The organism is Amycolatopsis sp. DSM 110486 (genome assembly GCF_019468465.1).
GTDB lineage: Bacteria > Actinomycetota > Actinomycetes > Mycobacteriales > Pseudonocardiaceae > Amycolatopsis.
Genome location: NZ_CP080519.1, coordinates 3,422,503 through 3,447,857 on the forward strand (window position 1 = coordinate 3,422,503; position 25,355 = coordinate 3,447,857).

A 25,355-nucleotide genomic window follows, 5' to 3' on the forward strand; every position below is an offset into this window, starting at 1 on the left:
TGGTGGACGGGCCTGCTGTTTTTTGTCGGTACGGGTTCCTACTGTTGTCGGCATGGTTCTTGGGGAGGAGATCGACCGGCTGGCGCGCGACACCGGGTTTTCCGGCGTCGTGTCCGTCAGCCGAGGCAGCGAGGTGGTGCTCGCGCGTGCGTACGGCTTGGCGCACCGCGGGTACGGCGTACCGAACACAGTGGACACACGGTTCGCGATCGCCAGTGGTACCAAGGGTTTGACCGCTCTTGTCGTGGTGAGCTTGATCGTCGAGGGCAAGCTGGCTTTGGGCACTCGAGTGCGCGCCCTGCTGCGCGCGGACCTGCCGTTGATCGACTCTTCGGTCACGGTGGAGCACCTGCTCGCCCACCGCTCGGGCATCGGCGACTATTGCGACGAGGACGCCTTGCCACCGGCGCAACCACAGTCGTTCACGTCGGCGGCGGCGTATTTGCCTGCGCTGGAGGGGTTCCCGCAACGGTTTCCGCCGGGGTCGCAGTTCTGCTACAACAACGGCGGGTTCGCGGTACTGGCTCTGGTGGCGGAACGGGCCGCGGGTGTGCCATTCGCGGATCTGGTTGCTTCGCGTGTCACTGCTCCCGCCGGGATGGGGCACACGTCGTTCCTCTGGTCGGACCAGTTGCCCGGCGATGCGGCCACGGGGTACCTGGAAGACGGGCGCACCAACGTGTTCAGCCTCCCCGCGGTGGGCAGTGGTGATGGCGGGATCTACTCGTCGGCCGGAGATTTCGCCGCGTTCTGGGCCGCGCTGCATGCCGGCCGGATCGCGCCGCCGGAGTGGGTGGCCCGGATGACGGCCGTGGTCAGCGCCGAAACCTCGACCCGCGAACAGCTCCGCTACGGGCTCGGCTTCTGGCTCCCACCCGACGACACCACGGTGATGCTGGAGGGCTACGACTACGGCGTCTCGTTCCGCAGCGTCTCGCGCCCGTCCGACGGCCTGGTGTTCACCGTTGTTTCCAACACTTCCGAGGGTGCGTGGCCGCTGACCAGGTGGCTCGGAGGGCAGTTGGTGGCGGAACCTTGACACCCGTAGACGCGCCGGGCTAGCTTCTCCGGAACTTCAAAGGTCTGTCCACATACCTTTCAGGTGGGGTGCCCGATGGATGTCTCCGACCAGCAGACCGCCGAACCCGACCGCCACGACGAGGACAGCGCCCGGCTGCACGCACTGGGGTATGCGCAGGAGCTCAAGCGCACGATGTCGTCGTTCTCGAACTTCGCGGTGTCGTTCACGATCATCTCGATCCTGTCCGGATGTCTTACGCTGTACGGCTTCGGCATGAAGACCGGCGGGCCCGTGGCGATGATCTGGGGGTGGCCGCTCGTCGGCCTCTTCGTGATCCTCGTGGGGCTCGGCATGGCGGAGGTGTGCTCCAGCTACCCGACGGCCGGTGGTCTGTACTACTGGGCGGCGAAGCTGGCGACGCGCAACGGGCCGGCGTGGTCGTGGTTCACCGGGTGGTTCAACCTGATCGGCCAGATCGCCGTGACGGCGGGCATCGACTTCGGGGCGGCGCTGTTCCTGAACGCGTTCCTCGACCTGCAGTGGGGCTACTCCGCGACGCCGGGCCACACGATCCTGCTGCTGGCGATCATCCTGGTGGTGCACGGGGCGCTGAACACGTTCGGCGTGCGCGTGGTGGCGATCCTCAACAGCGTGAGCGTGTGGTGGCACCTGATCGGGGTGCTGGTGATCGTCGGCGTGCTCGTGTTCGTGCCGGCCAAGCACCAGGAAGCGTCGTTCGTGTTCGGGCACTTCGCCAACGAGACGGGCTGGAGCTCGTCGGTGTACGTGTTCGCGCTCGGGTTGCTGCTGGCGCAGTACACGCTGACCGGCTACGACGCGTCGGCGCACATGACGGAGGAGACCAAGAACGCCGCGAAGGCCGGGCCGCGCGGGATCATCAACTCGATCCTTGTGTCGCTCGTCGCGGGGTGGGTGCTGCTGATCGGGCTCACGTTCGCCATCCAGGACTACGACGGCGCCGTCAACTCGGCCACGGGTGTGCCGCCGGCGCAGATCTTCATCGACGCCACCGGCGCGGTCACGGGCAAGTTCCTGCTGCTGATCTGCATCGGCGCGCAGCTGTTCTGCGGCATGGCCTCGGTGACGGCCAACTCGCGGATGATCTACGCGTTCGCCCGCGACGGCGCCATCCCCGGCTCGAAGATCTGGCACCGCATCAACAAGCGCACGCAGACGCCGACCAACGCCGTGTGGCTCGCGGCGGGCGGCGCGCTGATCCTCGCGCTGCCGTACCTGTGGAGCGCCACGGCGTACGCGGCGGTCACGTCGATCGCGACCGTCGGGCTGTACGTGGCGTACGTGATCCCCGTGTTCCTGCGGGTACGACGCGGCGACAGCTTCGAGAAGGGGCCGTGGAACCTCGGGCGCTGGGGCAAGCCGATCGGCATCGTCGCGACGGCGTGGGTCGTGGTGATCTTCGTGCTGTTCATGCTGCCGCAGGGCTCGCCGATCACAGTCGACTCGTTCAACTACACGCCGATCGCGTTCCTGATCGTGCTCGGCGGCGCGGCCCTGTGGTGGGTCGTGTCGGCGCGCAAGTGGTTCACGGGCCCGAAGGTGCAGGGATCCACAGCGGAACTGGAAGCCGTCGAACGGGAGCTCAAAGAACTGGGATAGACCCGGGATCAACCCGGGAAAACCATCACCCTCACGATCTCGCGCATCGCCGGCACGAAACACCAACCGCTGGCCATCGGCCCGGGTGGGCCCGGCGGATCCGGCCTCGACCAGCCGAGCGTGTGGTCGACCACGGCCGTCGGGAAGCGGCTGCTGAGCCAGTACGACCTCATCGGCTTCGACGACCGCGGCATCGGCAACTCAACTCCAGTCCTCTGTGGACTGTCCGCGCCGACCGCGCCCCCACCCTCGCCGACCCGTACCCGGCGCCCGATGGCGACATCGGCACCAACGTCGCCTACGCCCGCCGCGTCGCCGACACCTGTGCGAAGAACGCCGTCGCCTACCTGCCGTACCTCGACACCAAGAGCGTCGCCCAGGACATGGACCGCATCCGCCAAGCACTGGGCGCGCGGCAGCTGAACTACTACCGCACGTCCTACGGCACCTACCGCGGCGCCGTCTACGCGTCGATGTTCCCGCGGAACACCGGCAAGATCGTGCTCGACAGCAGCACGCTCTGCCGCCGTTCCTCGAGAAGCCGGCGACCTACCCCGTCATCGCTACCCTGATGGCCCTCGGCGACGGCCAGGACCTGCCGTTCGGCACCACCTTCACCCAGCCGATCCCGGACAACTTCGCCAGCAACCAGTACGCCCTCCTCTGCGGTGACGCGCCCGTCTCCCGCAACCCGGCGTCGTACGCCGCCGCCGTCCGGAAGGAAGGCCAGGCCCACCCCCTCACCAACGGCATGCCCGCCGACATCTGGCCGTGCGCCTTCTGGCCGCGCGACGCCGTGCACGAGCCCGTGCCCATCACGGCGAACGGCCCGCGCAACGTCCTGATGCTCCAGAACCACGCCGACCCCTCCACGGCCTACTCCGGCGCCCTGCGGATGCGCGCCGCCCTCGGCCACCGCGCGGAGCTGACCACGATCGACGACGTCGGCCACGGTGTGGACCTCAGCAACGCGTGCACCGCCGGGCGGCTTACCGAATTCCTCCTCGAAGATCACCTGCCCGGGCGCGACACGACCTGCCCGTGACCCGTCATCCGAGATCAACCTGGGTGAAGATGCGGGCATGGAGACCCTCACGCTGGTCGGAGTCCTCGCCGGCTCGCTCGGCCTGACCGCGCTCGCCCGGCGCTACAACGTGTCGGCGCCGCTGCTGATCGTCGCGGTCGCGCTGGGGGTCGCGCTGATCCCCGGCGTGCCACGGATCGAGCTGGAGCCCGAGCTGATCCTCACGGTGGTGCTGCCGCCGCTGCTCTACTCGACGTCGCTCGACAGCTCGCTCACCCACTTCCGCGCGAACCTGCGCCCGATCATCGGGCTGGGGGTGGTGCTGGTGGTGGTCACGGCCGTGGTCGTCGCGTTCGTGGTGCACCTGCTGCTGCCCGACCTGCCGTGGGCGTCGGCGCTGGTGCTCGGGGCCGTCGTGGCGCCACCGGACGCCGTGACCGCCGTGGCGATCGGGCGCAAGCTCGGCCTGCCGCGCGGGATCATGACCGTGCTGACCGGCGAAAGCCTGGTCAACGACGCCGCCGCGCTCACGCTGTACAAGGTCGCGCTCGCCGCCGTCGCGGGCACGGCCGGGTCGATCGGCCACGGCCTGGGCGTGTTCGCGGTGGCGACGGTGCTCGGCATCGCCGTGGGCCTCGTGGCCGGGTTCGTGGTGGTGTTCATCCGCTCGCGGCTCGAAGACCCGCTGCTGGAGTCGGCGTTCGGAATCATCGTGCCGTTCGCGGCCTACGTGACGGCCGAGCACCTGCACCCGTTCGGCTCGGAGTTCAGCGGCTCGGGCGTGCTCGCCGTGGTCACGGCCGGCCTGTACCTCGGGCAACGGTCGCTGCGCGCGTCCCCGGCCACGCGCATGCAGGACCGGTCCGTGTGGACGTCGATCGACGTGCTGCTCGAAGCGCTGGTGTTCGCGTTGATGGGCCTGCAGCTGCCGTTCGTGCTCGACGGCGCCGACCGCGCGGCGCGCGACAACGGCACCCTCACGATCGTCGCCATCGTGGTGCTGCTGGTGACGATGGCCGTGCGGATCCCCGCGGTGTTCCTGTCGAGCTACCTGCCGAGAACACTGCGGCTGTTCGGCCGCACGCGAGACTCGGCTTCGTGGCAGGCGCTGGCCGTGGTGTCGTGGACCGGGATGCGCGGCGTGGTCACGCTCGCCGCGGCGTCGGCCGTGCCGTTCGGCACGCCGGGGCGCCCGGAGATCCAGCTGTTCGCGTTCACGGTCGCCGTCGGCACGGTGCTGATCCAGGGCCTCACGTTGCCGCCGTTGATCCGCTGGCTCAAGGTGCAGGACCCGGCCGAGGCCGCACGCGACCAGGCCGAGGAGCTGGCCGCGCGGGAAGTCGCGCAGAAGGCGGCGCACGCGCGGTTGAAGGAGATCACGCAGGCGGCGATGTCGAAAGCGGACCTGCCACCGGACCGCATGAAGCGGCTCGAAGAACGTCTGGAACGGCTCGTCGACACCCGCTACCGCTTCGCGCGGGCCGCGATCACGCTGTCCGGCGAGGAACGCAGCGCCAGCCCGCAGGCCAAGTTCGCGCAGGCCCGGCGTGAGCTGCTGATCACCCAGCGCGCGGCGATGATCACGGAGAACCGCGCCGGGCGCCTCGACGACGAGGTGCTGCGCAAGGTCCTCGTCGAGCTGGACCTCGAAGAGCTCTCCGCCACCAACACCCTCACCAACCGGATGGGCATGGGCTGACGGGCGTTCGGTCGAGAACGCCCGTCAGCTCAGCGAAGACTCCGTCAGACGAACTCGTGCCGCACGATCGTCTGCTCGCGACCCGGACCCACGCCGATCGCCGAGATCCGCGCACCCGAGAGCTCCTCGAGACGCTCCACATAGGACCGGGCGTTGGCCGGCAGCTCGTCGAACGTCCGGCAGCTCGAGATGTCCTCGAACCAGCCCGGCAGCTCTTCGTACACCGGCACGGCGTGGTGCACGTCGGTCTGCGTCATCGGCATGTCGTGGGTGCGGCGGCCGTCCACGTCGTAGCCGACGCACACCGGCACCTTCTCCAGGCCCGACAGCACGTCGAGCTTGGTGAGGAAGTAGTCGGTGATCCCGTTGACGCGCACGGCGTAGCGGGCGATCACGGCGTCGAACCAGCCGGTGCGCCGCGAACGGCCGGTGGTCACGCCGAACTCGCCGCCCTGCTTGCGCAGGTACTCGCCGGCCTCGTCGTCGAGCTCCGTCGGGAACGGCCCCGAGCCGACGCGCGTCGTGTAGGCCTTCAGGATGCCCAGCACGGTGGTGATGCGGCCCGGGCCGATGCCCGAACCCGCGCTCGCGCCGCCCGACGTCGGGTTCGACGACGTGACGAACGGGTACGTGCCGTGGTCCACGTCGAGCAGCGTGCCCTGCGAACCCTCCAGCAGCACGGTCTCGCCGCGCTCGAGGGCCTGGTTGAGCTGCAGCCGCGTGTCGGCGATCCGGTGCGCGAACTTCTCGCCGGCGGCGAGCACCTCGTCGGCGACCTGGTTCGCGTCGAGCGCCTTGCGGTTGTAGACCTTCACCAGAACCTGGTTCTTGAACTCCAGGGCGGCTTCGACCTTCTGGCGGAAGATCTTCTCGTCGAGCAGGTCCTGCACGCGGACGCCGACTCGGGCGATCTTGTCCTGGTAGCACGGCCCGATGCCACGGCCGGTGGTGCCGATCTTGCGGCTGCCCAAGTAGCGCTCGGTGACTTTGTCGATGGCCACGTGGTACGGCATGATCAAGTGCGCGTCGGCCGAGATCCGCAGCCCGCTCGTGTCGACGCCGCGTTCCTCCAGACCCGCGAGCTCGTCGAGCAGCACGCCCGGGTCGACCACCACACCGTTGCCGATGACGTTGGTCACCCCCGGCGTGAGGATCCCGGACGGGATGAGGTGGAGGGCGAAGTTCTCGCCGTTGGGAAGGACGACGGTGTGGCCGGCGTTGTTGCCGCCCTGGTACCGGACGACCCACTGCACACGGTCACCGAGCAGGTCGGTCGCCTTGCCCTTGCCTTCGTCCCCCCACTGGGCACCGATCAGCACGATCGCCGGCATGTGACACTCCAGGTGTTCGGCAACAGGGAAAGTGTCCCGATGGGACACGGGGTGGCGCTGGGAAATGCCGGTGCATGACTGTAACGGAGGACGTGCGCGTGCGCGGAATCGTGGTGGCCTGCGGTGATGATCCGCACTCGTTCACGGGCCTCCCGAACGTCTCCATCGTGCGCGTTTCAGCGCTTCCGGGCAAGACGGAAATCGATCCCTTGCTGGGGAAACACGAGCGCCTGATCGTCGCGGGGACCGACGCCGACCTCTCGGCGGTGCTCGTGCGATTGCTGCGTACCGATCGGGTGTCGGGCGTGTCGGTCGGGTTCGTGCCGTCCGAGTCCGGTTCGGCCGTCGCGGCGCTCTGGGGACTGCCCACAGACCCCGTCAAAGCGCTCGAAATCGCCCTCGACGGTTCGGCCTCCGACGTGCCGCTCGTGCGCGATGACACCGGCGGGATCCTGGCCGGGCTCGCCACTCTACGTAACGTCCAGGGCCAGGCGTACTGCGACGAGCACCTGGCGTTCGACGGCGCCGCGGCCGCCGTGGAGGTGTCCTCGGACGAGAACGGCCTGGTCGCGCGGGTGACGCGCGGGAAGCTCGTGAAGCGCACCACGGTGTTCCACGGCCGCGCCTTCCAGCTCGGCTGCCTGCCGACCACTTCGCTCGTGAGCGACGGCGTCGCGCACCCGCGCGAGGTCACCAAGCGGACCTGGTACCGGCACACCGAGGACCTGCGCCTGATCCGACCGTGACCGGTTTCATCCGATAGTTCTGCGCCAGGTGGCCTAACAGCACTTTCTGTTCACTGAAGGTCTGTTACATGTCACCCGTAAGTGTTGCTTGCGCCACTTCCGTGGTCGAAGGTGAATCAGTCCCACACTCGACACGGAGGCAGCAATATGCCCACAGCGCGTAGTGTCCGAAACTCCTTGGCCATCCTCGTCGGCGTGACGCTGCTCGGCGGCACGATGGTCGGCATCGCCGACGCGACCCCGCCCGGCATCCCGTCGGCCGCGACGGCCAAGAGCGAGCTCGCCGGCCTCACCGTGAAAGCCGACGGCTCACTGACCGGCTACAGCCGCGACAAGTTCCCGCACTGGATCCAGCAGGGGAACAACTGCGACACCCGTGAGGTCGTGCTCAAGCGCGACGGCACGAACGTCGTCACCAACTCCAGCTGCACCGCCACCTCGGGCACGTGGGTCTCGCCCTACGACGGCGCGACCTGGACCGCGGCGTCCGATGTGGACATCGACCACGTCGTGCCGCTGGCCGACGCGTGGCGCACCGGTGCTTCGTCGTGGACCACGGCGCAACGCCAGGCCTACGCCAACGACCTGTCCGACCCGCAGCTGATCGCCGTGACGGACAACGTCAACCAGCAGAAGGGCGACAAGTCGCCGGACCAGTGGAAGCCGCCGTCCACGGGCTACTGGTGCACCTACGCCCGCATGTGGGTCGCGGTGAAGTCGAAGTTCGACCTCACGGTGAACTCCGCCGAGAAGTCCGCGCTGACGGACATGCTCGGCCGCTGCTGAGGTCTTTGTCGAGGTGTTTCGCGCGGGGCCGGGATCGGTTCTGGGTCTGGGGTTCAACGGCCGATCACCCCGGTCCCCGCCCCGCGCGGAACCCTACGGACGGTGGTAGTGCGAGCACGTTCTGCCGGCACCGTCACCAACCCGGCCAACTGCGGCGGCTACGTCGACATGCCGCGCCTGCAGTCGACGATCCGCTCGCTCACCACGAAGTACCCGGACTTCGGCGGCGTCGACGGGTGGGAGTACTTCAACTCGTTGCCGGGCGGCACGGGTGCGCCTTGGCAGTGGGTGCAGCAAGTCGCGCCGGTTGTGAAGGGCTGATCTGGGGGCCGGTCGCTGGTGGCTGTGTCTGGTCTTCGGGTTGTGCCCGAGTAAGTCTGGCTGATCTCCGCAGTTACCCCTACGCCTCGGAGGTCAAGCAGCTTCAAGGACCTCGGCTTCGGCTTCACTCGCGCCGACCCCACGGGCTTCCGCTTCGCCACGCGGTGGTTGATGGTGCTCGGCCCCCCGGTCTTCCCCGTCGCCTCCGCGAAGGCCGGTCCGACTTCTGGGGCCCATACGCCAGTTCGTGGCGCACCCGCTGGCACATCAAGGGCCGCGCAGGGCCCGCACGCGGGCGAGATGGCGCGGACGCACGCCTTCTGCTGGCTGATGCCCTGGCGTGCTCGGGGCTGATGCTCCTGGAACTCTCGCAGGCCGACTACTTGCCCATCTGGCACACCCTGGCGACCACCTTCGCCTGGCCCCTCGCGGCAATCTACGCGGCGGCCAAGGTGCTGGAGTACTACCGGAAACACTGGGGCCCCTCCGTGCGAGGTGGGGTGGCGGGGTCGGGTTTCCGCGAGGCGGGGAGTTCGCTCCGGCCGCGCTGCTCGCGACTGACGGCCAACTTCCCTTCCCCGCAGCAGATATGCGCCACCGCCGGCAGCCAGACAGCCCCCGCCCTCCCCAAGGGGGGCGTCCCCATTCCAGTCTATCGTTGCTGGGCCCCGAAAAGCGGATCGGAGTGAATCTGTGGACAACTCCGGTCACGAGCGAAGCCCTGTGCACAACTCCGCTCGCGCGCAAAGCGCTGTGCACAACCTCCGGTCACGCGCAAAGCCCTGTGGACACCTCCGGCTCCAAACGGGCACTCTGGGCAACTCCGGTTCCGAGCCGTGCGTCGGGATTCTGACAACCCGCGCTCACACCGCCACCGCGGTCCGGCCAGCTATGCGGAGCACCGCGGGAGCGGCCTGATCAATCAGCGCACGGTGAACAAGCTGTCCCGCCCGGCCGCGGATCGTGCAGTCCTCCCAGCGCCCTTGACGCCGGAGCCACACAGGCGTGTAATGGTGTCACGACATACATGTCACGACACCGAATGAAGGAGGCCAAGTGCGAAGGGCCGAGCAACTCCGCTACCTCATCCTCGCGGCACAGCGGGAAGGGAACCGACAGCTGACAGTGCGGCTGGGGGAGATCGGGGTGACGCCGGCGCAGTCGGAGGTGTTGCGGATCCTCGCGGGGCACGGGCCGATGGCGTTGCGGGAGCTCGGGGAGATGCTCGTGTGCGACACCGGGGCGAGTCCGAGCCGGATCGTGGACAGGTTGGTGGGGGCGGGGCTCGTGGAGCGGGCCGCGAGTGAGCGGGATCGGCGGCAGGTGCGGTTGGAGCTCACCAAAACGGGGCGCGACAAGGCTGAGCGCGTCGCCGAGATCGAGGATCAGCTGTACGACCAGCTCGACAGGGCGGCCAAAGGAACTGACGTCGAAGCGTTTCTCGAGTTCCTCAAGAAGTTTACCCAGGAATCACCGGCAGGGCGAGCGTTCGAGAACCGCCTTGCCGCCGAAGGAAGGAAAACGAAATGACTTTCGAGCTAACCATAAATATAAACGCATCACCCAAAGAGGTATTCGAGTTCGTAGCTGATTTCACGACCATGCCGCAGTGGTATTCAGCTGTGCAGCGGGTCGACCGGACAGGAGAGAACACAGGGATCGGGACACGCTACGAGGTCCACCGGAACCTGCCCGGAGGGCCTGCCCGAAACGAGGTGGAAATAACCGAACTCACCCCCGAAAAGGAAGTCACGTTCACGTCGCTCAGCGGCCCGACTCCGTTCGTCTACCGCTACAAAGTCGAGCCCGCACAGAACAGGACCAAGCTCACCCTGGAAGGAACCATCAGCGGAGCCGGACTCCCCGGCCCGGCCGCGCTACTCGGGCCCCTGGCCGAAAAGCTGTTCAAACGAGGAATGCAAGACAACCTCGGCACCCTCGCCAAAATCCTGCAAAAATAACTCACCAGCCGGCCAGATCCAAGATCTGAAAAGCGATCCGCGACTGCAGCAGACAATCCAGCGCACCCGGATCCTGCCCGATGAGTTTCCCGATCTTCGCCAGCCGGTACCGGATCGTGTTCTCGTGCACGCCCAGCTCCAACGCCGTGCCCTGAACGCGCCCCTCCGCAGCCACAAAAGCCCGCCACGTCTCCAGCAACGACGAGTCCGCCTCCCGCAACGGGCGGATCGTCTCGTGCGCGAACTGCACGGCCTCCTTCACCCGCCCGCTGGACGCGACGAGCCGGAACAACCCCAGCTCAGTCACCGTCACCACGCCGCCGGACCAGCCGAACGACGTGGCCAGCTCATCGATCTCCCGCAATTCCCTGTGCGCCAAAGGGAAATCTTCCGGCGAACGGCACACCCCCGAGATCACCGCGGTCCGCACCCGCAGGCGTGGGCCCACAGCCAAGCGCACCTCGTCGACGGCGGCGCGCAAGTCCCGAGGTTCGGAGCCGTCGGGCAGCGAAAGCAACGCCACCACCGCGCCCGGCAAACTCACCGCGGCAGGTTCCGACACCGACAAAACCGTGGCCAGAGAACGGATCACCAGCTTCCGCCCCACCGAAACACTCACGTTCTGGCTCGCGTTGTCCAACGCGAACCGCACCAGCACGTGCGGCTGAGCCAGATTCACCCCGAACTGCGGACCCCGCCGTGCCAGCTGCTCGGCATCGCGGGTGCGGTGCAGCAAATCCGACAGGAAGTCCTCCCGTGCCTGCCCCTCCGCCTCCGCCTGGCGCCGTTCGGACAGCACCTGCAACGACAGCACCGTCGCCCCGTGTTCGGCGAGCTTCGTGTCCAGCTCCTCCAGCCCGCGTCCGACCTCGACGATCCCGAGGTACCCGCTGGGCTGACCCTCGATGATCAGCCGGCACATCAGGTGCCGGCGCCCGACCCACACGGCGGGCGTCGGCGGCACGATCGTCGACGGGCAGCTCGCGCTGAGTGACGCCAGCGCCTGCTTCACCGACGGCAGCTCGCGGATTCGCTGAGCCAGCTCCGGCGGCTGAGTCATCTTCAACCCCGCAGGTGCGGACCACGCCAGCACCTGGAAATCCTCGTTGTACAGCACCACGGGCTTCGCCGAGAGCTCACCGAGCAGCGTCACCACGGTCTGGATGCTCGCGCCGTCGAGCACGGCGTTGGTCAGCTTCTGGTGCACGTCCGCCAGATAGGCCAAGGTGTTCTTCTGCCGCACGACCTCGGCGGCCTTGTTCTTCAGGTGCGCGTTCAGCATGGCCTGCCGCAGGAACAACGCGCCCAGCCGGGCGAACAGCTCCGCGAGCGCCACGTCTTCGTCGGCGTACACGTGGTCCTTCTGCACGTTGTCGACGAAGATCAGGCCGATCACCTTGCCGTCGAACACGAGCGGTACGCCGAGCATCGCGCGCACGTGCCAGTGCTCCATGGTGCGGCGGTGCGGGCGCGGGTCGCGCGGCACGTCGGAGATGAGCACGGGCGCGGCGGACTCGATGACCTCGCGGCTGAACCGGTCGCCCCGGATGCCGGCCTCCTGCGCCTGCACGGCGGCCGAGATGTCGCCCTCGCTCTCGCAGTAGCCGGCGGCGCCGCGGAACCGGCCGTCACCGTCGCGCAGGTACACCGAACAGCGCGTGACGCCCAGCAGGTGGCACAGCTGCTTGCCGAGCAGGCCCAGCAGATCCTCGAGCCGCGTGGTGGTGATGGCCTCGGTCGTGATCTCGCTGAACGCGGCGATGACCTCACGCTCACGGTGCGACGGGTCCACGGGGCGCGCCAGGGACCGAACCGAAGCATCGCGCATGGGATCCGCCTTCACCGTTGAAATCCGGACTCCGTCTGAGGGTGCCTTACCTCACCCGCTCCCGTCCATGCCCGAAGCGAGTACGCCCAGGTCATGGCCCATGCGCTCCTGCTTGGTCCGCAGGTAACGCACGTTGTGTGGCGTCTGCGTCACGGGCAGGCGCACCCGCCCGACGATGTCGAGCGCGTAGCCCTCGAGCCCGCCGTACTTGGCCGGGTTGTTCGTGATGAGCCGCATCCGGCGAACGCCGAGGTCGGTCAGGATCTGGGCCCCGATGCCGTAGCTGCGCGAATCGACCGGCAGGCCTTGCGCGAGGTTGGCCTCGACGGTGTCCAGACCCTGCTCCTGCAGCGCGTACGCGTGGATCTTGTGCGCCAGCCCGATCCCGCGGCCCTCGTGGCCACGCAGGTAGATGACCGCCCCGGCGCCCTCAGCCGCGATCTCCCGCAGCGCGTACTCCAGCTGTGCACCGCAGTCGCACCGCAGCGAGCCCAGGATGTCGCCGGTGAGGCATTCGCTGTGCACCCTGACCAGGGCACCGGCAGACGACTGCCCGGCCGCCGCGACGTCGCCGCGCACCAACGCGAGGTGCTCCGTGCCGTCGAGCACGGACCGGTACGCGACCGCGCGGAAGTCGCCGAACGCCGTCGGCATGGCCGCGCTCGCCACGGGCTCCACCAGGCGTTCCGTCGCCCCGCGGTAGCGCACGAGGTCGGCGATCCGCAGCAACGGCAGGTCGAACCGCCGAGCGAACTCCTCCACCGCGGTGCCGCGCAACATCGACCCGTCGTCGGCCACGAGCTCGCTGATCACGCCGACGTCACCCGCGCCGGCCATCGCCAGCAGGTCGACGGCCGCCTCCGTGTGCCCGGCCCGCACCAGCACGCCGCCTTCGCGCGCCCGCAGCGGGAACACGTGGCCGGGCCGGCGCAGCTCACCGGGTTTCGTGGCCGGGTCCGCGAGCGCCCGCACGGTCGTGGTCCGGTCCGCGGCCGACACGCCCGTGCCGCTCGCCAGGTGGTCGACGCTCACCGTGAACGCCGTGCCGTGCGCGTCGGTGTTGTCCGCGACCATCTGCCGCAGCCGCAACGCGTCCGCGCGCTCGCCGGGCATCGGCGCGCAGACGATGCCCGTGGTGTGCCGCACGAGGAACGCCATCTGCTCAGCGGTCATCGTCCGCGCGGCACCGACGAGGTCACCCTCGTTCTCGCGGTCGGCGTCGTCGACGACCACGACCAGCCGGCCCTGCGCCAACGCCGCGACGGCGTGCTGCACTTGCTCGCCGGGCGCCCTCAGTCGTCTGTCCGCGTGTGGGTGCCGAAGGTGCGCGCGTGGTAGGTCAACGGCGCGAGCGGCCGCGAGTCTGCCGCCTCCACCAGGCCGAGCGCGACCACGTGGTCACCACCTTCGATGAACTTCTCGACGGTGCACGCCACCCAGCCGGACGAGCCCGCGAGCCGCGGCAGGTCGTCCTCGAGCTCCCAGGTGACGCCGTCGAACTTGGCCATTCCCTTGCGGGCGAAGCGTTTCGCGAGCTTCGCCTGGCGGCTTTCCAACACGTTCAACCCGAAGCGCCCGGCTCGCCGCACCACCGCCAACAGGTCCGACGTGCGGTCGAGCGACACGAGCACCATCGGCGGGTCCATCGAGAGCGACGCGAACGCGCTCACCGTCGTGCCGTGCGGCCGCGTGCCGTCGAGGGCGGTCACCACCGAAACCGGGGTGCACACGCCCGACATCACTTCGCGGAACTGCTCGGCGAATGCCGGTCTGGTCACGGTTTCCATCCAGCTCCAGTCCGAAAGCCCGAAGGTCCGAGAAGGTGCCGTGGCCCGAGCGGAACCCGGGCCACGGCCCGGCCTCACACCCCCGCGGGCGCGCGCGAGGACATCTTGTGCAGCTGCGGCACCACCTTCTCGCCGAACAGCCGCATGCTCGCCTCCGCCTTGTCCAGCGGCAGGCCGCCGAAGCAGAACGCGGCGTTGGCCATCAACTCGCCGCCCTGCGCGCGCCGAGCGGCGTACTTCTCCACGATCTCCTCGGGTGTGCCCCAGATGTTCGCGTCGACGTACGCGCTCGCCGCCGTTTCCATGCCCGCCTCGCGGATCATGTCGGCGCCGGCCTGGTAGGCCTCGTAACCCTTCGTCTCACGCCAGTGCGAGCCGGCGAAGTCGTAGTGCTTGATCACCGACAGGAAGTAGCGCGAGATGTGCTCGTGCGCGATGCGTTTCGCCTCTTCAGGGTCTTCGTGGCAGTACACGAAGTCCTGGATCAGCGGCGCGCCCGGCTCGGTGCCGTGCTTCTCGCGGTGCAGGCCGCGCCAGCGGTCGATCGCCTCGAGGTGCTGGGCGAAGTCGTACTGCATGAACGTCATCATCTGCGCGCCCAGCTCCGCGACGGCCGGGATCGAGTCGGGCGACATCGCGACGCCGAAGATCCGGCCTTCCCACGAGTGCCCGGCCAGTCCGGGGCGGACGGTGACGCGCGGCTGCTTGTAGTACTTGCCGTCGTTCTCGACATACCCGTTCTGCAGCCCGCGGATGATCATCGCGGCGGCCTCGTCGAAGCGCTCGCGCGACTCGTTCATGTCGACGCGGAAGCCCTCGTACTCCATCTTCGCCAGGCCGCGGCCCATGCCGAGCAGCAGGCGCCCGTTGGACATGTGGTCGAGCATGATGGCCTTCTCCACCACGCGGAGCGGGTCGTTCCAGGGCAGGATGACCGCGCCCGTGCCGAGCTTGATCTTCGACGTGCGCCCGGCGAGGTAGGCCATGATCTGGAGGTTGTCCGGGCACATCGAGTAGTCGTCGAAGTGGTGCTCGGCCGACCAGACGGAGTCGAAGCCGTACTGCTCGCCCAGCACGCCCATCTCGAGCTCGCGCGTGAAGACCTCGTGGTCGCTGACGTCCTCGAACCAGTTCTGGAAGACCAGCAGCATTCCGACGTCCATGGGTGGTTCTCCTTCTTCGTGGGGGTGGTCGGTGTTCTCCGTCTACGGGTGGGGCGTGCCCTGGTTCGTTTTCCGACGCTAACCAGGACCGGGCGCGGGAAGAACGCTCTTCACGTGCGGCTGTTGGAGGTCCACACAAAACGCGCGGGTCAGCCGCCGCCGAATGTGGCGAGCAGACCGCCGTCGACGGGCACGGTCGCGCCCGTCATGTACGTCGAGCGCGCCACGGCCACGATGACCTCGGCGATCTCGGCCGTCGTCCCGATGCGTCCGGCGGGAATCTTGTCGACGATGCTCTTGCGGGCCCGATCGCTGAGCCCCGCGGTCATGTCGGTGTCCACAAAGCCCGGGACCACGAGGTTCACGCGCACACCTCGCGGAGCGAGCTCCACGGCGAGCACCTGCGTCAGCCCCGACAGCCCCGCCTTCGCCGAGCCGTACGCGACGTCGCCGGGAAAACCACGCAACCCGACGACCGCGCCGACGTTGACGATCGCCGAACCGCGCGCCAGTTTGGGCACCACCGCGCGGCAGACCTCGAACGCGCCGGTGAGGTTCGTGGCGAGCACCTCGTCCCACGCGGATCTGGCGAGCGCGTCGATGCGGCGGCCGCGGTGCACGCCGGCGCTGTTGACCACCACGTCGATCGAGCCGAACCGCTCGGTCACGGCCTCGACGCAGCGGTGGATCGAGTCCTCGTCGGTCACGTCGCCCTTGACCTCGAGCACGCGGTTCGGCACCGCCGGCGGCGAGGAGCCGGCCGAACGCGCCAGCGACGCCACGTTGTCACCCGCGGCGGCGACGTGGTCGACGACGGCGCGGCCGATTCCGCGCGAACCGCCGGTGACGAGCCAGGTGGTCATCGGTTCAGGAAGCCGGTGAGCTCGGCGAGGTAGGTGTCGCGGTCCTCCAGGAACGGCGCGTGGCCGGCGTTGGGGAATTCCACAAGCCGCGCGTCGGAGCACAGGTCACGCGCGGCTTCGGCGCCGGAGAAGGGCACGAAGGCGTCCTTGCGCCCGTGCAGGAACAGCACGGGAACGCCGAGCCCGCCGAGGATCTTGCGCTGGTCGAGCTCGGCCAAGTCCAGCAGGGATTCGTCGCCGATCGGGCCCATCTCCATGAACATCCCCCACAGCCAGGTGAGCGTGTCGGCCGTTTGCGGCTCGGCGCACACGGCTTCGGCGACGCCCTTGAACGTGTTCGCGCGGTCAGCCGCGGCCGCACCCAGCACGGCCTTCACGTCGTCGACCCCACCGCCGTGCGGCCAGTCCGAAGTGGACGTGTAACGGGGGGTGGCGCCACCGGTCAAGACCAACCCCGAGCAGTTCGAGCCCAGCTTCGCGGCCGCGTCGACGGCGACCGCGCCGCCGAGCGACCAGCCGTTGACCACGGGCGCACGCAGGCCGAGGTGCTCCACGAGCCGCACGACGTCGGAGCCGAGCGCGGAGATCGTGACGTCGGAGAAATCGTTGTCCGAGCGGCCGCACGCGCGCTGGTCCAGCAGCACGACCTCGTTACCGTTGGCGCGCAAGGCCGGCGCGGTCGTGTCCCAGCAGCGTGCGGTCGCGCCCCAGCCGTGGATCAGCACGATCGGGCGGCCCGAGCCCCGGTGGCGCTCGAAGTACACCCGCCGGCCGTCTTCGACCTCTAGGTAGCCCATGGGATCTCGCCTCTCTCCTCGATGAAACTCAATGGATGGCAGCGACTTCTGCGCGCAACGCCCGCGGCACGACCGGCGGCCGGTCGCGGAAGCGGGGCAGCACGTGCTCGGCGAACAGTTCCAGCGAGTGCAGCACCTTTTCGTGCGCGAGGCCACCGATGCGCATCCAGCAGATGAGGTGCTGCAGCCCGGTTTCCTCGTACAGCGTCTCGATCTCGGCGACCAGCCCCGCCGGGTCACCCACGTAGACCACGCCGCTCTCCCGCAGCCCGTCGAGCGTCGGCCCGCCCGCTTCCTCCGACGCGGCAACGAGTTCCGCGTAACGCTCGTAGGTATGCGGTGCCCGGGGCCCGCTCGGCACGAGGTCGAGCACGTGGCGGTAGTACCAGGACAGCGGTTCGGCGACGTTCGCCAGTGCTTCCTCGGTGGTGTCGGCGAGGTGGACCTGCCAGTTCATCGGGAAGTCGAGCGACAGCGGGTCGCGGCCGCCGGTGATGAGCGAACGCTTGATGTCCACCACCAGCCGGTTCAGCTCCGGCAACGTCATCAACGTCGGCGTCACCAGCAGGTTGTACCCCTGCGCGGCCGCCAGGTGGAACGTCTCGGGGCTGATCGACGCGACGTAGATCGGCGGGGTCGGGCGCTGCACCGGCGTGGGCCGGCAGTCGACCTCGGTCAGGTCGAAGTGCTTGCCGTGAAAGGAGAACGGCTCGCCCGCGCGCTTGCTCCACAGGCCGCGCACGATTTCCAGCGCCTCGTCGAACACCTCGCGGCTCACGTCCTGGCGGTCGCCGACGCCCATGTTGTGGAACTCGCCCGGCTGGTAGCCGCGGCCGGCGCCGAAATCGAGCCGACCGTTCGACAGCACGTCGACCATCGCGTAGTCCTCGGCCACGCGCACCGGCCAATCGAAGGTCAGGTTGCTGACGGCGATGCCGATGCGCATCCGGCTCGTGCGCTCGGCCACCGCGGCGGCCGCGACCTGCGGCGACGGCATCGAGCCGTAGTCGCTGCCGTGGTGCTCGGCGAGCCACACCTCGTCGAACCCGAGCTGCTCGGCGTACGCGATCTGCGCGAGCATCTCCTCGTACGCGCGGCGGAAGTCGTGGTCGCGGCACTCGAGGACATAGAAGACGCCGAACTTCATCCGGCACCCCCCGCGGCCACTTTCGCGCGCAGCACCTTCTTGTCGATCTTGCCGACGCTCGTGCGCGGCAGTTCCCCGACCACGAGCACGCCCTCGGGCAGCCACCAGCGCGGCACGCGTTCACGCAGGTCAGCGAGGATTTCCGCCGACGTGTCCGCACGGCCGGGTTCGAGCACGACGAGCGCGTACGGCCGTTCCTGCCAACGCTCGTGCGCAACGGCGACCACAGCGGCCTCGGCCACGGCGGGGTTGGCCGTGAGCGCCTGCTCCAGCGCGACGGAACTGATCCACTCACCACCGCTCTTGATCAGGTCCTTGGCGCGGTCGACGATTTCCAGGTACCCGTCGGCGTCGATGGTCGCGATGTCACCGGTGCGCAGCCAGCCGTCGGCGAAGCTGTCCGGGTGCTCGTCGCGGAAGTACTGCGTGGCGACCCACGGCCCGCGGATCAGCAGCTCACCGCGCGAAACGCCGTCGTGGGGCCGGTCGGTGCCGTCTTCGCCGACGAGCCGCCAGCGCAGGCCGGGCAGCAGCCGGCCCTGCTTGCGGACGCTGCGGCGCCGTTCGGCCGGATCCGTCACGGTCGGCAGCGGCCGCGAGAACGTGCCCATCGGCGAGATCTCCGTCATCCCCCAGCCCTGGAACGACGGGATGCCGAGCTCGTCGAGGGCGCGCAGCAGCTCGTCGTCCGGGGGCGAGCCGCCGAGCACGAGCGCGCGCAGACTGCTCAGATCGGCGCCGGTCGCGGCGACGTGACGGACGAGGTCGGCCGCGACGGTCGGCACCATGCCCGTGTAGGTCACGCGCTCGGCCTCGACGATTTTCGCGATCTCGGCCGGCACCGGGTGGGGACCGGGCAGCACCTGCTTCGCGCCCGTCATGAGCGCGGCGAACGGGATGCCCCACGCGTTGGCGTGGAACATCGGCACGACGTGGAGCACGGTGTCGCGCTCGCTGATCGCGTGGCCGTCGGCGAGGCAGGCGGCGAAGGTGTGCAGGTAGAGCGACCGGTGCGAGTAGCCGACGCCCTTCGGCGGGCCCGTGGTGCCGGAGGTGTAGCAGAGCGCGGCGAGATCGTTTTCGTCGATCTGCGGCGAGTTCTCGAAGGGCAGCCCCTCGGATACGAGGTCCTCGTAGGTGAGTACCCCAGGCGCGGAGCCGTCGGTGGCGACAACGAGCATCGCCGGCCGCTCCGCCCGCGCCACCTCCAGCCGGGGCAGCAGCGACAGATCGGCGAACACCACGACGTCCTCGGCGTGGCCCAGCACGTACGCGATCTCCGTCGGCTCGAGCCGCAGGTTCACCGTGTGCAGCACGGCGCCCGCGAGCGGCACGGCGAAGTACAGCTCGAGGTGGCGGTGGTGGTTCCAGGCGAGGGTGGCGACCCGGTCACCGGGCCGCACCCCCAGCCTGACCAGGGCGCCGGCGAGCGCGACGACGCGTTGGTGGAAATCCCGGTTGGTGTACCGGTGCGTCTCGGCACCGCCGCCGTACTCCACGATCTCCTGGGCGGGGAAGAACTCCCGCGCGCGGTGCAGGAGGTCGGTGAACACGAGCGGCTGGTTCACCCCGCCACCCCCGCCTTCTCGCCCAGCCGCTCCCGAACCTGCGGCACGACCTTCGTGGCCAGCAGCTCGATGCGCGCCGAACCGCTGTCCACCGGCTCGCCGGGCAGCTGCGCCCAGAAGTGCACGTCCTTGATCTGCGGCTTGTCCTTCAGCAGCGCCGTCAGCTCGTCGACGGCCGTGGCCACGTCCCACAGCTGGAACGCGCCACCTTCGACGATCTGGTCCGCGTTCTCGAACTTCGGCACCACGTCGGGCGGGCCGAAGGCGCCCCACTCGATGTAGTTGTTGAGCTGGTACAACGCGTACTGCCCGATCCGCGCCCACTCGCGCTCCGGGTCCTCGGCGATCACAGCCCACTGGCCGGCGAAGATCTGGCCGTCGGCCGAGGACCTGCCCACGCGGTCCATCGCGTCCAAATAGGACTGCTGGTGCACGTTCTGGGTGCTGAGGAACCCGTCGGAGATGCGGGCCGCGCGCTCGATCGCCGGGTCGGCCATCGCGCCCACGAGCAGCTTCGGGAGGACCTCCGGCTTCGGCGTGATCCGCACCGACGGCAGCGAGAACCGCTTGCCCTCGAATGGTTTCTCCTCACCCGACCACGCCTGGCGGATCACCGCCACGCTCTCTTCGAGCAGGCTCGGCCGGTGCTTGAGGTTGCGGTCGAACGCCGCGAACTCCGGCGCCCAGTAACCCTGGCCGAGCCCGAGGTCGAAGCGGCCGCCGGTGAGCAGCGACAGCGTCGCGGCGTCCTCGGCGAGGCGCACGGGGTTGTGCAGCGGCGCGATCACGAGGTTCGTGCCGATGCGCATGGTCTTCGTGCGCTCGCCGATCGCCGCGGCCAACGTGTACGGCGAGGGCGTGTAGCCGTCCTCGCAGAAGTGGTGCTCGGTCAGCCAGACCGAGCCGATCCCGACGCTCTCCGCCCACGCGAGCTGGTCCAGCGCTTCGCGGTACAGCGTGGAAAAGGGCCGGAACCACTGCTCGGGGTTGCGGAAGTCGTACCAGAGCCCGAAATTGACGCTTTGCTCGGTCACGCCGTCTCCTTTGTCGACGTAGCGGCTGGTTGTCTCCCACCGTGCTCAGCCGGCCGGCGGCAGGCCAGCCCCGATCGCGCGGGCCGTTGTGGCTCGCTCCAACGTCACGGCGTCACCCCCGCCGTGTCGAGGGCCTCGTCGAGGAGCGCGGGCACGTCGTGCTCCAGCGCGGCGGCGTAGGCGCTGGTGAGATCTCCAGTGAGGAACTGCGACCACGCGGCCTCGACGATCGCGGCGAGCTTGAACAGCGCGAGGCACTGGTAGTAGCGGATCTGCGGGAGCTCGCGGCCGACGAGCTGCTCGTAGCGCTGGACCAGGTGCTCGCGCGGCGGCGCGCCGGGGGCCCGGGACACGCCCTGGACGGCGGGCATCGCACTGCCGCGGCCACCCCACAACGCGAGCAGCAACCCCAGGTCGAGCAGGGGATCGCCGATCGTGGCCATCTCCCAGTCGATCACGGCTTTCAGGCGCGGTTCGTGCACGGAGAAGAGGCAGTTGTCGAGGTGGAAATCGCCGTGCAGCAGCGCGGGTTCGCTCGGCTCCGGCTTGTTCTGCTCCAGCCACGCGGCGATCTTCGGCATCGCCGGCAGCGGCCGCCGCGCGATGCCTTCCCACTGCCGGTACCAGCGCTCGACCTGCCGATCGAGGAAGTTCTCCGGCCGCCCGAACCCGGTCAGCCCGGCGGCTTGCCAGTCGAGCGTGTGGACAGCGGCGAGCGCGTCGACGACCTCGTCGGCCACCTGCGTCAGGTCCTTCGCGGGGTAGGGCAGCGTGTCCGTGATCGACACCGAGTCGGCCACGTGCTCCATGATCAGGAACGGCGCCAGCGTCTGCTCGGGGTCCTCGCACAACGCGATGGGCTTCGGCGCGGGGACTTTCGTGGGAGCCAATGCGGTCAGCAGCCGGTGCTCCCGCGCAACGCTGTGCGCCGACGCCGACAACGCGTGATCGGGCGGCCGGCGCAGGACGTAACTGGTGCCGTCGCCGGTGAGCAGGCACGTCTCGTTGGAGTTCCCGCCGGTCAGTTTCCGCAGCTCCCACGGCCCGGGGTCGCCCGTGTGCGCGGTGAGCCAGCCGGCCGGCGACCGGTCCAGCAGCCGCGTGCTCACTGGGCCGCCGTGAACTCTTCGAGCCGGTCACGGAACTTCTCCAGCGCCGCGGCCCGCCGCGTCGGGATGTGCTCCGTCGGCACCTTCGCCGGCTGGTACTTCTTGAGCAGCCGCCGCGCGACGGTCACCCGGTGCACCTCGTCGGGCCCGTCGTAGATGCGCGCCGCGCGGGCCCAGCGGTACATCTGCTCCAACGGCATGTCCGTGGAGAAGCCGAGCGAGCCGTGGACCTGGATGGCGCGGTCGATCACGTCGTGCAGCACCGTCGCGCCGTGGTACTTGATCATCGCGATCTCGGTGCGCGCGGCCTGCGCGCCGACCTGGTCGATCCGCCACGCTGTCTGCAGCGTCAGCAGCCGTGCGGACTCGATCTGCGCGGCGCTGTCGGCGACCCAGTTCTGCACCGTCTGCTTGTCCGCAAGCGGTCCACCGTGGACGTCGATGCTCACCGCGCGTTCGCACAACATGTCGAACGCCCGCCGGCACACACCCACCCACCGCATGCAGTGGTGGATCCGCCCGGGCCCGAGCCGCTTCTGCGCCAACGCGAACGCCTCACCGCGCTCACCCAGCAGGTTCTCCTTCGGCACGCGGACGCCTTCGTACCCGACCTCGCAGTGCGACCAGATGGGGTTCTTGTGGTCCGGGTCGTTCATCAGCCCGATCTCGCGCGTCGTGATCCCCCGCGCGGTGGTGGGCACGATCAGCATCGACATCCGGTGGTACGGGTCGGCGTCGGGCTCCGTCACCGCCATCACGATGTGGAAATCCGCCCGCGACGCGTTGCCGACGAACCACTTCGCACCGTCGAGCACCCACTCGTCGCCCTCGAGCCGGGCCGCGGTGGTGAACTGCCGCGGGTCGGACCCGGTGCCCTGCTCCGTCATGGAGAACGCGGAGAGCAGCTCGCCGTCGAGCAGGGGCCGCATCCAGCGCGTCTTCTGGTCTTCAGTGCCCGCGATCGCCAGCAGCTCCGCGTTGCCCGAGTCCGGCGCCTGGCACCCGAAGACGTAGGGCGCGTACTCGCTGGTCCCGAGGATCTCGTGCAACAGGCCGAGCTTCAGCTGCCCGTAGCCCTGGCCGCCCAGCTCGGGCCCCAGGTGCGCGGCCCAGAGGCCGTTGTCCTTCACGGCCTGCTGCAACGGCGTCGCGACCCGCCGGAACCCCGCGTGGTCCAGCCCCAGCACCTCCAGCGGGTAGATCTCGGCGCGTACGAACTCCCGCGCCCAGTCCAGCTTCGCCGCGAACTCCGGTTCCGTGGAGAAGTCCCAGGTCATCTGCCGCCCTTCCGGTTCGCCGTACGCCCCTCACGCTAGGAAGGGCGCGCCGGGCGAACCAGCCGTGCGACGGCGGGCCGTTGTGGATTTCCACAGCGGCTGCTCCACCCGGCGCAATCGGGCGTCACCCGACGGGAGCCGGTACCCGACCGTGGAGTGGCTCGTCCCGGTGACCGGGACAACGCGACCTTAAAGTCGGCGACCATGATCCCCGCACAACTTCGCCCTTCGTCCGGATTGGACACCGTCGCCGCCGCGCTCCTGGACCTCCGGTCCGGCCGGCCGGTGATCGTCGTCGACGACGAGGACCGCGAAAACGAGGGCGACCTCATCATGGCCGCCGAACACGCCACTCCCCAGGCCCTCGCCTTTTACCTGCGCCACACCAGCGGACTGGTCTGCGCGCCGATGACTCCGGAGATCGCGGACCGGTTGCGGCTGCCGCCGATGGTGCAGGCCAACGAAGACCCCGCGGGCACTGCCTACACCGTGTCGGTCGACGCCGCGGCAGGCATCGAATCCGGCATCTCCGCGGCAGACCGCGCACACACCCTGCGCCTGCTCGCCGACCCCGCCACCACGCCCGGCGCGCTGTGCCGGCCGGGGCACGTGTTCCCCCTGCGCGCGCGGGCCGGTGGCCTCGCCGAACGCCGCGGCCACACCGAGGCGTCCGTCGAGCTGATGCGGCTGGCCGGGCTCGCGCCGGTGGCCGTGATCAGCGAGGTGTGCAACGACGACGGCAGCGTCGCCCGCCTGCCTCAGCTGCGCGCGCTCGCCGACCGGCTGTGGCTCAAGGTCACATCGATCGAGCAGATCTGCGCCTTCGCGCCCCAGCCCGCGGCGGCCCGGTGACGCTCACCGCCACGGTCTTCGACCTCGACGAGACGCTGGTCGACAGCGCCACCACTTGGAACCGGGTCTTCGCCGCGGTCGCCACCCGCCACGGGGAGGCGTGGACCCCCGCCGACTGGGCCGCGATCCAGGGCAAGAGCACCGCGCACTGGGCCGCGTACCTCGCTTCTCGCTGCGCCGGCCTCACGCCGGAGTCCGCCGTCGCCGAATGCGTCGACGGCATGGTCTCGGCTGTTCGGCGCGGCGAGTTCGGCCTGGTCCCCGACGCCGCCGACCTCGTCGCCACGGCGGCTGAACTGGGCCCGGTCGCCCTGGTCTCCGCCTCACCCCGCCCCTACGTCGAGGCCGCGATCACCACGTTCGGCCTCCCTTTCCGCACCACGGTGACGGGCGACGACGTCACCCGCGGCAAACCCGCGCCCGACCCGTACCTGCTCGCCGCACAGCGCCTCGGCCTGGCTCCGGCGCAGTGCCTCGCCGTCGAGGACTCGAGCTCCGGCATCCGCTCGGCCCACGCGGCCGGCATGACCGTGCTCGCCATCCCCAACCCGACCGCCGCACGCGACTGCGCGGCGCTCGCCCTCGCCGCCCACCACGCCACCGACGCCTACATCGCGGCGAAGACCGTGGACCAGCTGCTGCGGGCGGCCGGCCGGTAGTCCGGCTCGGCGCTCAGTCGGTGACGAACCACTGGCCGCCGCGGTACTCCAGCGTGACGTCGCCCAGGTCGCTGTCGGTGAACTTCACCGCGGCCCGCACCGCGGCGGCCGGGATCTCCACCTTCGTCGAGCTGTCCTCCGTGACGCGGGCCCGGTCGACGGTCGCGCTCTGCAGGGCCTTCTTCTGCGCGGGGGAGATCATCTGGAACATCATCGGGAACGTCTGCTCGCACGGTCCCCACCCTTCGTCCTGCGCCTTCTTGGCGGCCGGCGCCGCGATCTCGCACGCCGTCGCGAGGTCCTGCTTGCCGACCGCGTGCAGATAGGTCTCGTAGCGCGCGACCGCGCCGGCCGCGGACTTCTCCGCGGTAGCCGACTGCGACGACGTGGCCGGCGACGACGAGGTGGCCGGCTGCGTCGAGGTCGACGGCGGCGCGGACGAGGTGGCCGTGGACGGTGGCGCCGGGCTGCTCGACGCAGCCGGCGCCGCCGAGCCGGCGACGCCGCTCGAGCATCCGGCGATCAGCAGGGCAGCACCCGTGGTCAGGACGAGGAGTGCGCGAGCGGACATGGGGGCACCTTTCGGATCAGGAAGAACATCCGGAGGGTAAGGGACCGCGGATGGCCTGTGGGGCGGAACCGGAAAGCCCGACGATTCGTCACACGGAGGCGGGTTTCACCGCGAGATCTTCGCCGACACACCGCCCTGATCAGGAAATAGTGACACATTCGTGTGAACTGCCA

The 25,355-nt window shown here is 69.4% G+C and carries 25 protein-coding genes; 12 read left to right on the forward strand and 13 right to left on the reverse strand.

The window, feature by feature from the left end; translation table 11 throughout:
• The first annotated feature begins 52 nt into the window (after nucleotides 1-52).
• From K1T34_RS16575 to K1T34_RS16595, 5 genes are all read left to right on the forward strand, one after another.
• A complete protein-coding gene (locus K1T34_RS16575) occupies nucleotides 53-1,039 on the forward strand; it encodes a serine hydrolase (protein ID WP_220245155.1) in 987 nt (328 codons plus the stop codon).
• Between the two features lie 75 nt (nucleotides 1,040-1,114).
• Nucleotides 1,115-2,659: an amino acid permease gene (locus K1T34_RS16580; RefSeq protein WP_220245156.1), complete on the forward strand. Its 1,545-nt coding sequence runs from the start codon at nucleotides 1,115-1,117 to the stop codon at nucleotides 2,657-2,659.
• A gap of 122 nt (nucleotides 2,660-2,781) precedes the next feature.
• On the forward strand, nucleotides 2,782-3,231 hold the full coding sequence (locus tag K1T34_RS16585; protein ID WP_220245157.1) for an alpha/beta fold hydrolase: 450 nt from the start codon (nucleotides 2,782-2,784) through the stop codon (nucleotides 3,229-3,231).
• Entirely contained in the window at nucleotides 3,231-3,704 is a 474-nt protein-coding gene (locus tag K1T34_RS16590; RefSeq protein WP_220245158.1) for an alpha/beta hydrolase, read from the forward strand. Before K1T34_RS16585 ends, K1T34_RS16590 begins: the two co-directional genes overlap by 1 nt.
• A gap of 37 nt (nucleotides 3,705-3,741) precedes the next feature.
• Entirely contained in the window at nucleotides 3,742-5,382 is a 1,641-nt protein-coding gene (locus K1T34_RS16595) for a Na+/H+ antiporter (RefSeq protein ID WP_220245159.1), read from the forward strand.
• 44 nt (nucleotides 5,383-5,426) lie between these two features.
• On the opposite strand, the gene K1T34_RS16600 is transcribed toward K1T34_RS16595, so the two are convergent.
• Nucleotides 5,427-6,713 (reverse strand): adenylosuccinate synthase, encoded by a 1,287-nt coding sequence (locus tag K1T34_RS16600; RefSeq protein ID WP_220245160.1) that lies wholly within the window; start codon nucleotides 6,711-6,713, stop codon nucleotides 5,427-5,429.
• A 74-nt stretch (nucleotides 6,714-6,787) separates the two neighbouring features.
• On the opposite strand from K1T34_RS16600, the gene K1T34_RS16605 reads away from it, so the two are divergent.
• The 5 genes from K1T34_RS16605 (at nucleotide 6,788) to K1T34_RS16625 (ending at nucleotide 10,527) form a co-directional block, all read left to right on the forward strand.
• Entirely contained in the window at nucleotides 6,788-7,459 is a 672-nt protein-coding gene (locus tag K1T34_RS16605; protein WP_255638547.1) for a hypothetical protein, read from the forward strand.
• A gap of 147 nt (nucleotides 7,460-7,606) precedes the next feature.
• Nucleotides 7,607-8,245, forward strand: coding sequence for an HNH endonuclease family protein (locus K1T34_RS16610; protein ID WP_220245161.1), 639 nt, complete (start codon nucleotides 7,607-7,609; stop codon nucleotides 8,243-8,245).
• A gap of 108 nt (nucleotides 8,246-8,353) precedes the next feature.
• Nucleotides 8,354-8,566: a hypothetical protein gene (locus K1T34_RS16615; RefSeq protein ID WP_220245162.1), complete on the forward strand. Its 213-nt coding sequence runs from the start codon at nucleotides 8,354-8,356 to the stop codon at nucleotides 8,564-8,566.
• 1,146 nt (nucleotides 8,567-9,712) lie between these two features.
• Entirely contained in the window at nucleotides 9,713-10,096 is a 384-nt protein-coding gene (locus tag K1T34_RS16620) for a MarR family winged helix-turn-helix transcriptional regulator (protein ID WP_220245163.1), read from the forward strand.
• Entirely contained in the window at nucleotides 10,093-10,527 is a 435-nt protein-coding gene (locus K1T34_RS16625; RefSeq protein WP_220245164.1) for an SRPBCC family protein, read from the forward strand. The genes K1T34_RS16620 and K1T34_RS16625 overlap by 4 nt, the downstream gene beginning before the upstream one ends.
• A gap of 1 nt (nucleotide 10,528) precedes the next feature.
• Here the strand turns inward: K1T34_RS16625 and K1T34_RS16630 are convergent, their stop codons facing one another.
• The 11 genes from K1T34_RS16630 to K1T34_RS16680 all read right to left on the reverse strand — a co-directional run bounded on the left by K1T34_RS16630 (nucleotide 10,529) and on the right by K1T34_RS16680 (nucleotide 23,100).
• On the reverse strand, nucleotides 10,529-12,355 hold the full coding sequence (locus tag K1T34_RS16630) for a GAF domain-containing protein (protein WP_220245165.1): 1,827 nt from the start codon (nucleotides 12,353-12,355) through the stop codon (nucleotides 10,529-10,531).
• A 51-nt stretch (nucleotides 12,356-12,406) separates the two neighbouring features.
• Nucleotides 12,407-13,630, reverse strand: coding sequence for a bifunctional 3,4-dihydroxy-2-butanone-4-phosphate synthase/GTP cyclohydrolase II (locus tag K1T34_RS16635; RefSeq protein WP_255638548.1), 1,224 nt, complete (start codon nucleotides 13,628-13,630; stop codon nucleotides 12,407-12,409).
• A 17-nt stretch (nucleotides 13,631-13,647) separates the two neighbouring features.
• Nucleotides 13,648-14,133 carry a flavin reductase family protein gene (locus tag K1T34_RS16640; protein WP_220245166.1) on the reverse strand — a complete coding sequence of 162 codons (486 nt, stop codon included), beginning with the start codon at nucleotides 14,131-14,133 and terminating at the stop codon, nucleotides 13,648-13,650.
• Between the two features lie 83 nt (nucleotides 14,134-14,216).
• Nucleotides 14,217-15,305, reverse strand: coding sequence for an LLM class flavin-dependent oxidoreductase (locus K1T34_RS16645; RefSeq protein ID WP_220245167.1), 1,089 nt, complete (start codon nucleotides 15,303-15,305; stop codon nucleotides 14,217-14,219).
• Between the two features lie 149 nt (nucleotides 15,306-15,454).
• Nucleotides 15,455-16,168, reverse strand: a complete 714-nt coding sequence (locus tag K1T34_RS16650; protein ID WP_220245168.1) for an SDR family NAD(P)-dependent oxidoreductase — start codon at nucleotides 16,166-16,168, stop codon at nucleotides 15,455-15,457.
• Complete coding sequence (locus K1T34_RS16655; RefSeq protein ID WP_220245169.1) at nucleotides 16,165-16,965, reverse strand: alpha/beta fold hydrolase; 801 nt, start codon at nucleotides 16,963-16,965, stop codon at nucleotides 16,165-16,167. The genes K1T34_RS16650 and K1T34_RS16655 overlap by 4 nt, the downstream gene beginning before the upstream one ends.
• Nucleotides 16,966-16,993: 28 nt before the next feature.
• Nucleotides 16,994-18,112, reverse strand: coding sequence for an LLM class flavin-dependent oxidoreductase (locus K1T34_RS16660; protein ID WP_220245170.1), 1,119 nt, complete (start codon nucleotides 18,110-18,112; stop codon nucleotides 16,994-16,996).
• Nucleotides 18,109-19,680 (reverse strand): long-chain fatty acid--CoA ligase, encoded by a 1,572-nt coding sequence (locus K1T34_RS16665; protein WP_220245171.1) that lies wholly within the window; start codon nucleotides 19,678-19,680, stop codon nucleotides 18,109-18,111. The genes K1T34_RS16660 and K1T34_RS16665 overlap by 4 nt, the downstream gene beginning before the upstream one ends.
• A complete protein-coding gene (locus K1T34_RS16670) occupies nucleotides 19,677-20,714 on the reverse strand; it encodes an LLM class flavin-dependent oxidoreductase (protein WP_220245172.1) in 1,038 nt (345 codons plus the stop codon). The genes K1T34_RS16665 and K1T34_RS16670 overlap by 4 nt, the downstream gene beginning before the upstream one ends.
• 104 nt (nucleotides 20,715-20,818) lie before the next feature.
• A complete protein-coding gene (locus K1T34_RS16675; protein WP_220245173.1) occupies nucleotides 20,819-21,823 on the reverse strand; it encodes a phosphotransferase family protein in 1,005 nt (334 codons plus the stop codon).
• Nucleotides 21,820-23,100 (reverse strand): acyl-CoA dehydrogenase family protein, encoded by a 1,281-nt coding sequence (locus K1T34_RS16680; RefSeq protein ID WP_220245174.1) that lies wholly within the window; start codon nucleotides 23,098-23,100, stop codon nucleotides 21,820-21,822. The genes K1T34_RS16675 and K1T34_RS16680 overlap by 4 nt, the downstream gene beginning before the upstream one ends.
• Before the next feature lie 204 nt (nucleotides 23,101-23,304).
• Here K1T34_RS16680 and ribB point away from each other — a divergent pair, with 204 nt between their 5' ends.
• Nucleotides 23,305-23,952: a 3,4-dihydroxy-2-butanone-4-phosphate synthase gene (gene ribB, locus K1T34_RS16685; RefSeq protein WP_220245175.1), complete on the forward strand. Its 648-nt coding sequence runs from the start codon at nucleotides 23,305-23,307 to the stop codon at nucleotides 23,950-23,952.
• Nucleotides 23,949-24,611, forward strand: a complete 663-nt coding sequence (locus K1T34_RS16690) for an HAD family phosphatase (RefSeq protein ID WP_220245176.1) — start codon at nucleotides 23,949-23,951, stop codon at nucleotides 24,609-24,611. Before ribB ends, K1T34_RS16690 begins: the two co-directional genes overlap by 4 nt.
• Before the next feature lie 13 nt (nucleotides 24,612-24,624).
• On the opposite strand, the gene K1T34_RS16695 is transcribed toward K1T34_RS16690, so the two are convergent.
• Nucleotides 24,625-25,182: a hypothetical protein gene (locus K1T34_RS16695; RefSeq protein WP_220245177.1), complete on the reverse strand. Its 558-nt coding sequence runs from the start codon at nucleotides 25,180-25,182 to the stop codon at nucleotides 24,625-24,627.
• Nucleotides 25,183-25,355: the final 173 nt, after the last annotated feature.

Coding starts and splice junctions, on each gene's coding strand:
- K1T34_RS16575 (WP_220245155.1), top strand. CDS start 53: ATGGTTCTTGGGGAGGAGATCGACCGGCTGGCGCGCGACACCGGGTTT.
- K1T34_RS16580 (WP_220245156.1), top strand. CDS start 1,115: ATGGATGTCTCCGACCAGCAGACCGCCGAACCCGACCGCCACGACGAG.
- K1T34_RS16590 (WP_220245158.1), top strand. CDS start 3,231: ATGGCCCTCGGCGACGGCCAGGACCTGCCGTTCGGCACCACCTTCACC.
- K1T34_RS16595 (WP_220245159.1), top strand. CDS start 3,742: ATGGAGACCCTCACGCTGGTCGGAGTCCTCGCCGGCTCGCTCGGCCTG.
- K1T34_RS16600 (WP_220245160.1), bottom strand. CDS start 6,713: ATGCCGGCGATCGTGCTGATCGGTGCCCAGTGGGGGGACGAAGGCAAG.
- K1T34_RS16605 (WP_255638547.1), top strand. CDS start 6,788: ATGACTGTAACGGAGGACGTGCGCGTGCGCGGAATCGTGGTGGCCTGC.
- K1T34_RS16610 (WP_220245161.1), top strand. CDS start 7,607: ATGCCCACAGCGCGTAGTGTCCGAAACTCCTTGGCCATCCTCGTCGGC.
- K1T34_RS16625 (WP_220245164.1), top strand. CDS start 10,093: ATGACTTTCGAGCTAACCATAAATATAAACGCATCACCCAAAGAGGTA.
- K1T34_RS16630 (WP_220245165.1), bottom strand. CDS start 12,355: ATGCGCGATGCTTCGGTTCGGTCCCTGGCGCGCCCCGTGGACCCGTCG.
- K1T34_RS16645 (WP_220245167.1), bottom strand. CDS start 15,305: ATGGACGTCGGAATGCTGCTGGTCTTCCAGAACTGGTTCGAGGACGTC.
- K1T34_RS16650 (WP_220245168.1), bottom strand. CDS start 16,168: ATGACCACCTGGCTCGTCACCGGCGGTTCGCGCGGAATCGGCCGCGCC.
- K1T34_RS16655 (WP_220245169.1), bottom strand. CDS start 16,965: ATGGGCTACCTAGAGGTCGAAGACGGCCGGCGGGTGTACTTCGAGCGC.
- K1T34_RS16660 (WP_220245170.1), bottom strand. CDS start 18,112: ATGAAGTTCGGCGTCTTCTATGTCCTCGAGTGCCGCGACCACGACTTC.
- K1T34_RS16680 (WP_220245174.1), bottom strand. CDS start 23,100: ATGACCTGGGACTTCTCCACGGAACCGGAGTTCGCGGCGAAGCTGGAC.
- ribB (WP_220245175.1), top strand. CDS start 23,305: ATGATCCCCGCACAACTTCGCCCTTCGTCCGGATTGGACACCGTCGCC.
- K1T34_RS16695 (WP_220245177.1), bottom strand. CDS start 25,182: ATGTCCGCTCGCGCACTCCTCGTCCTGACCACGGGTGCTGCCCTGCTG.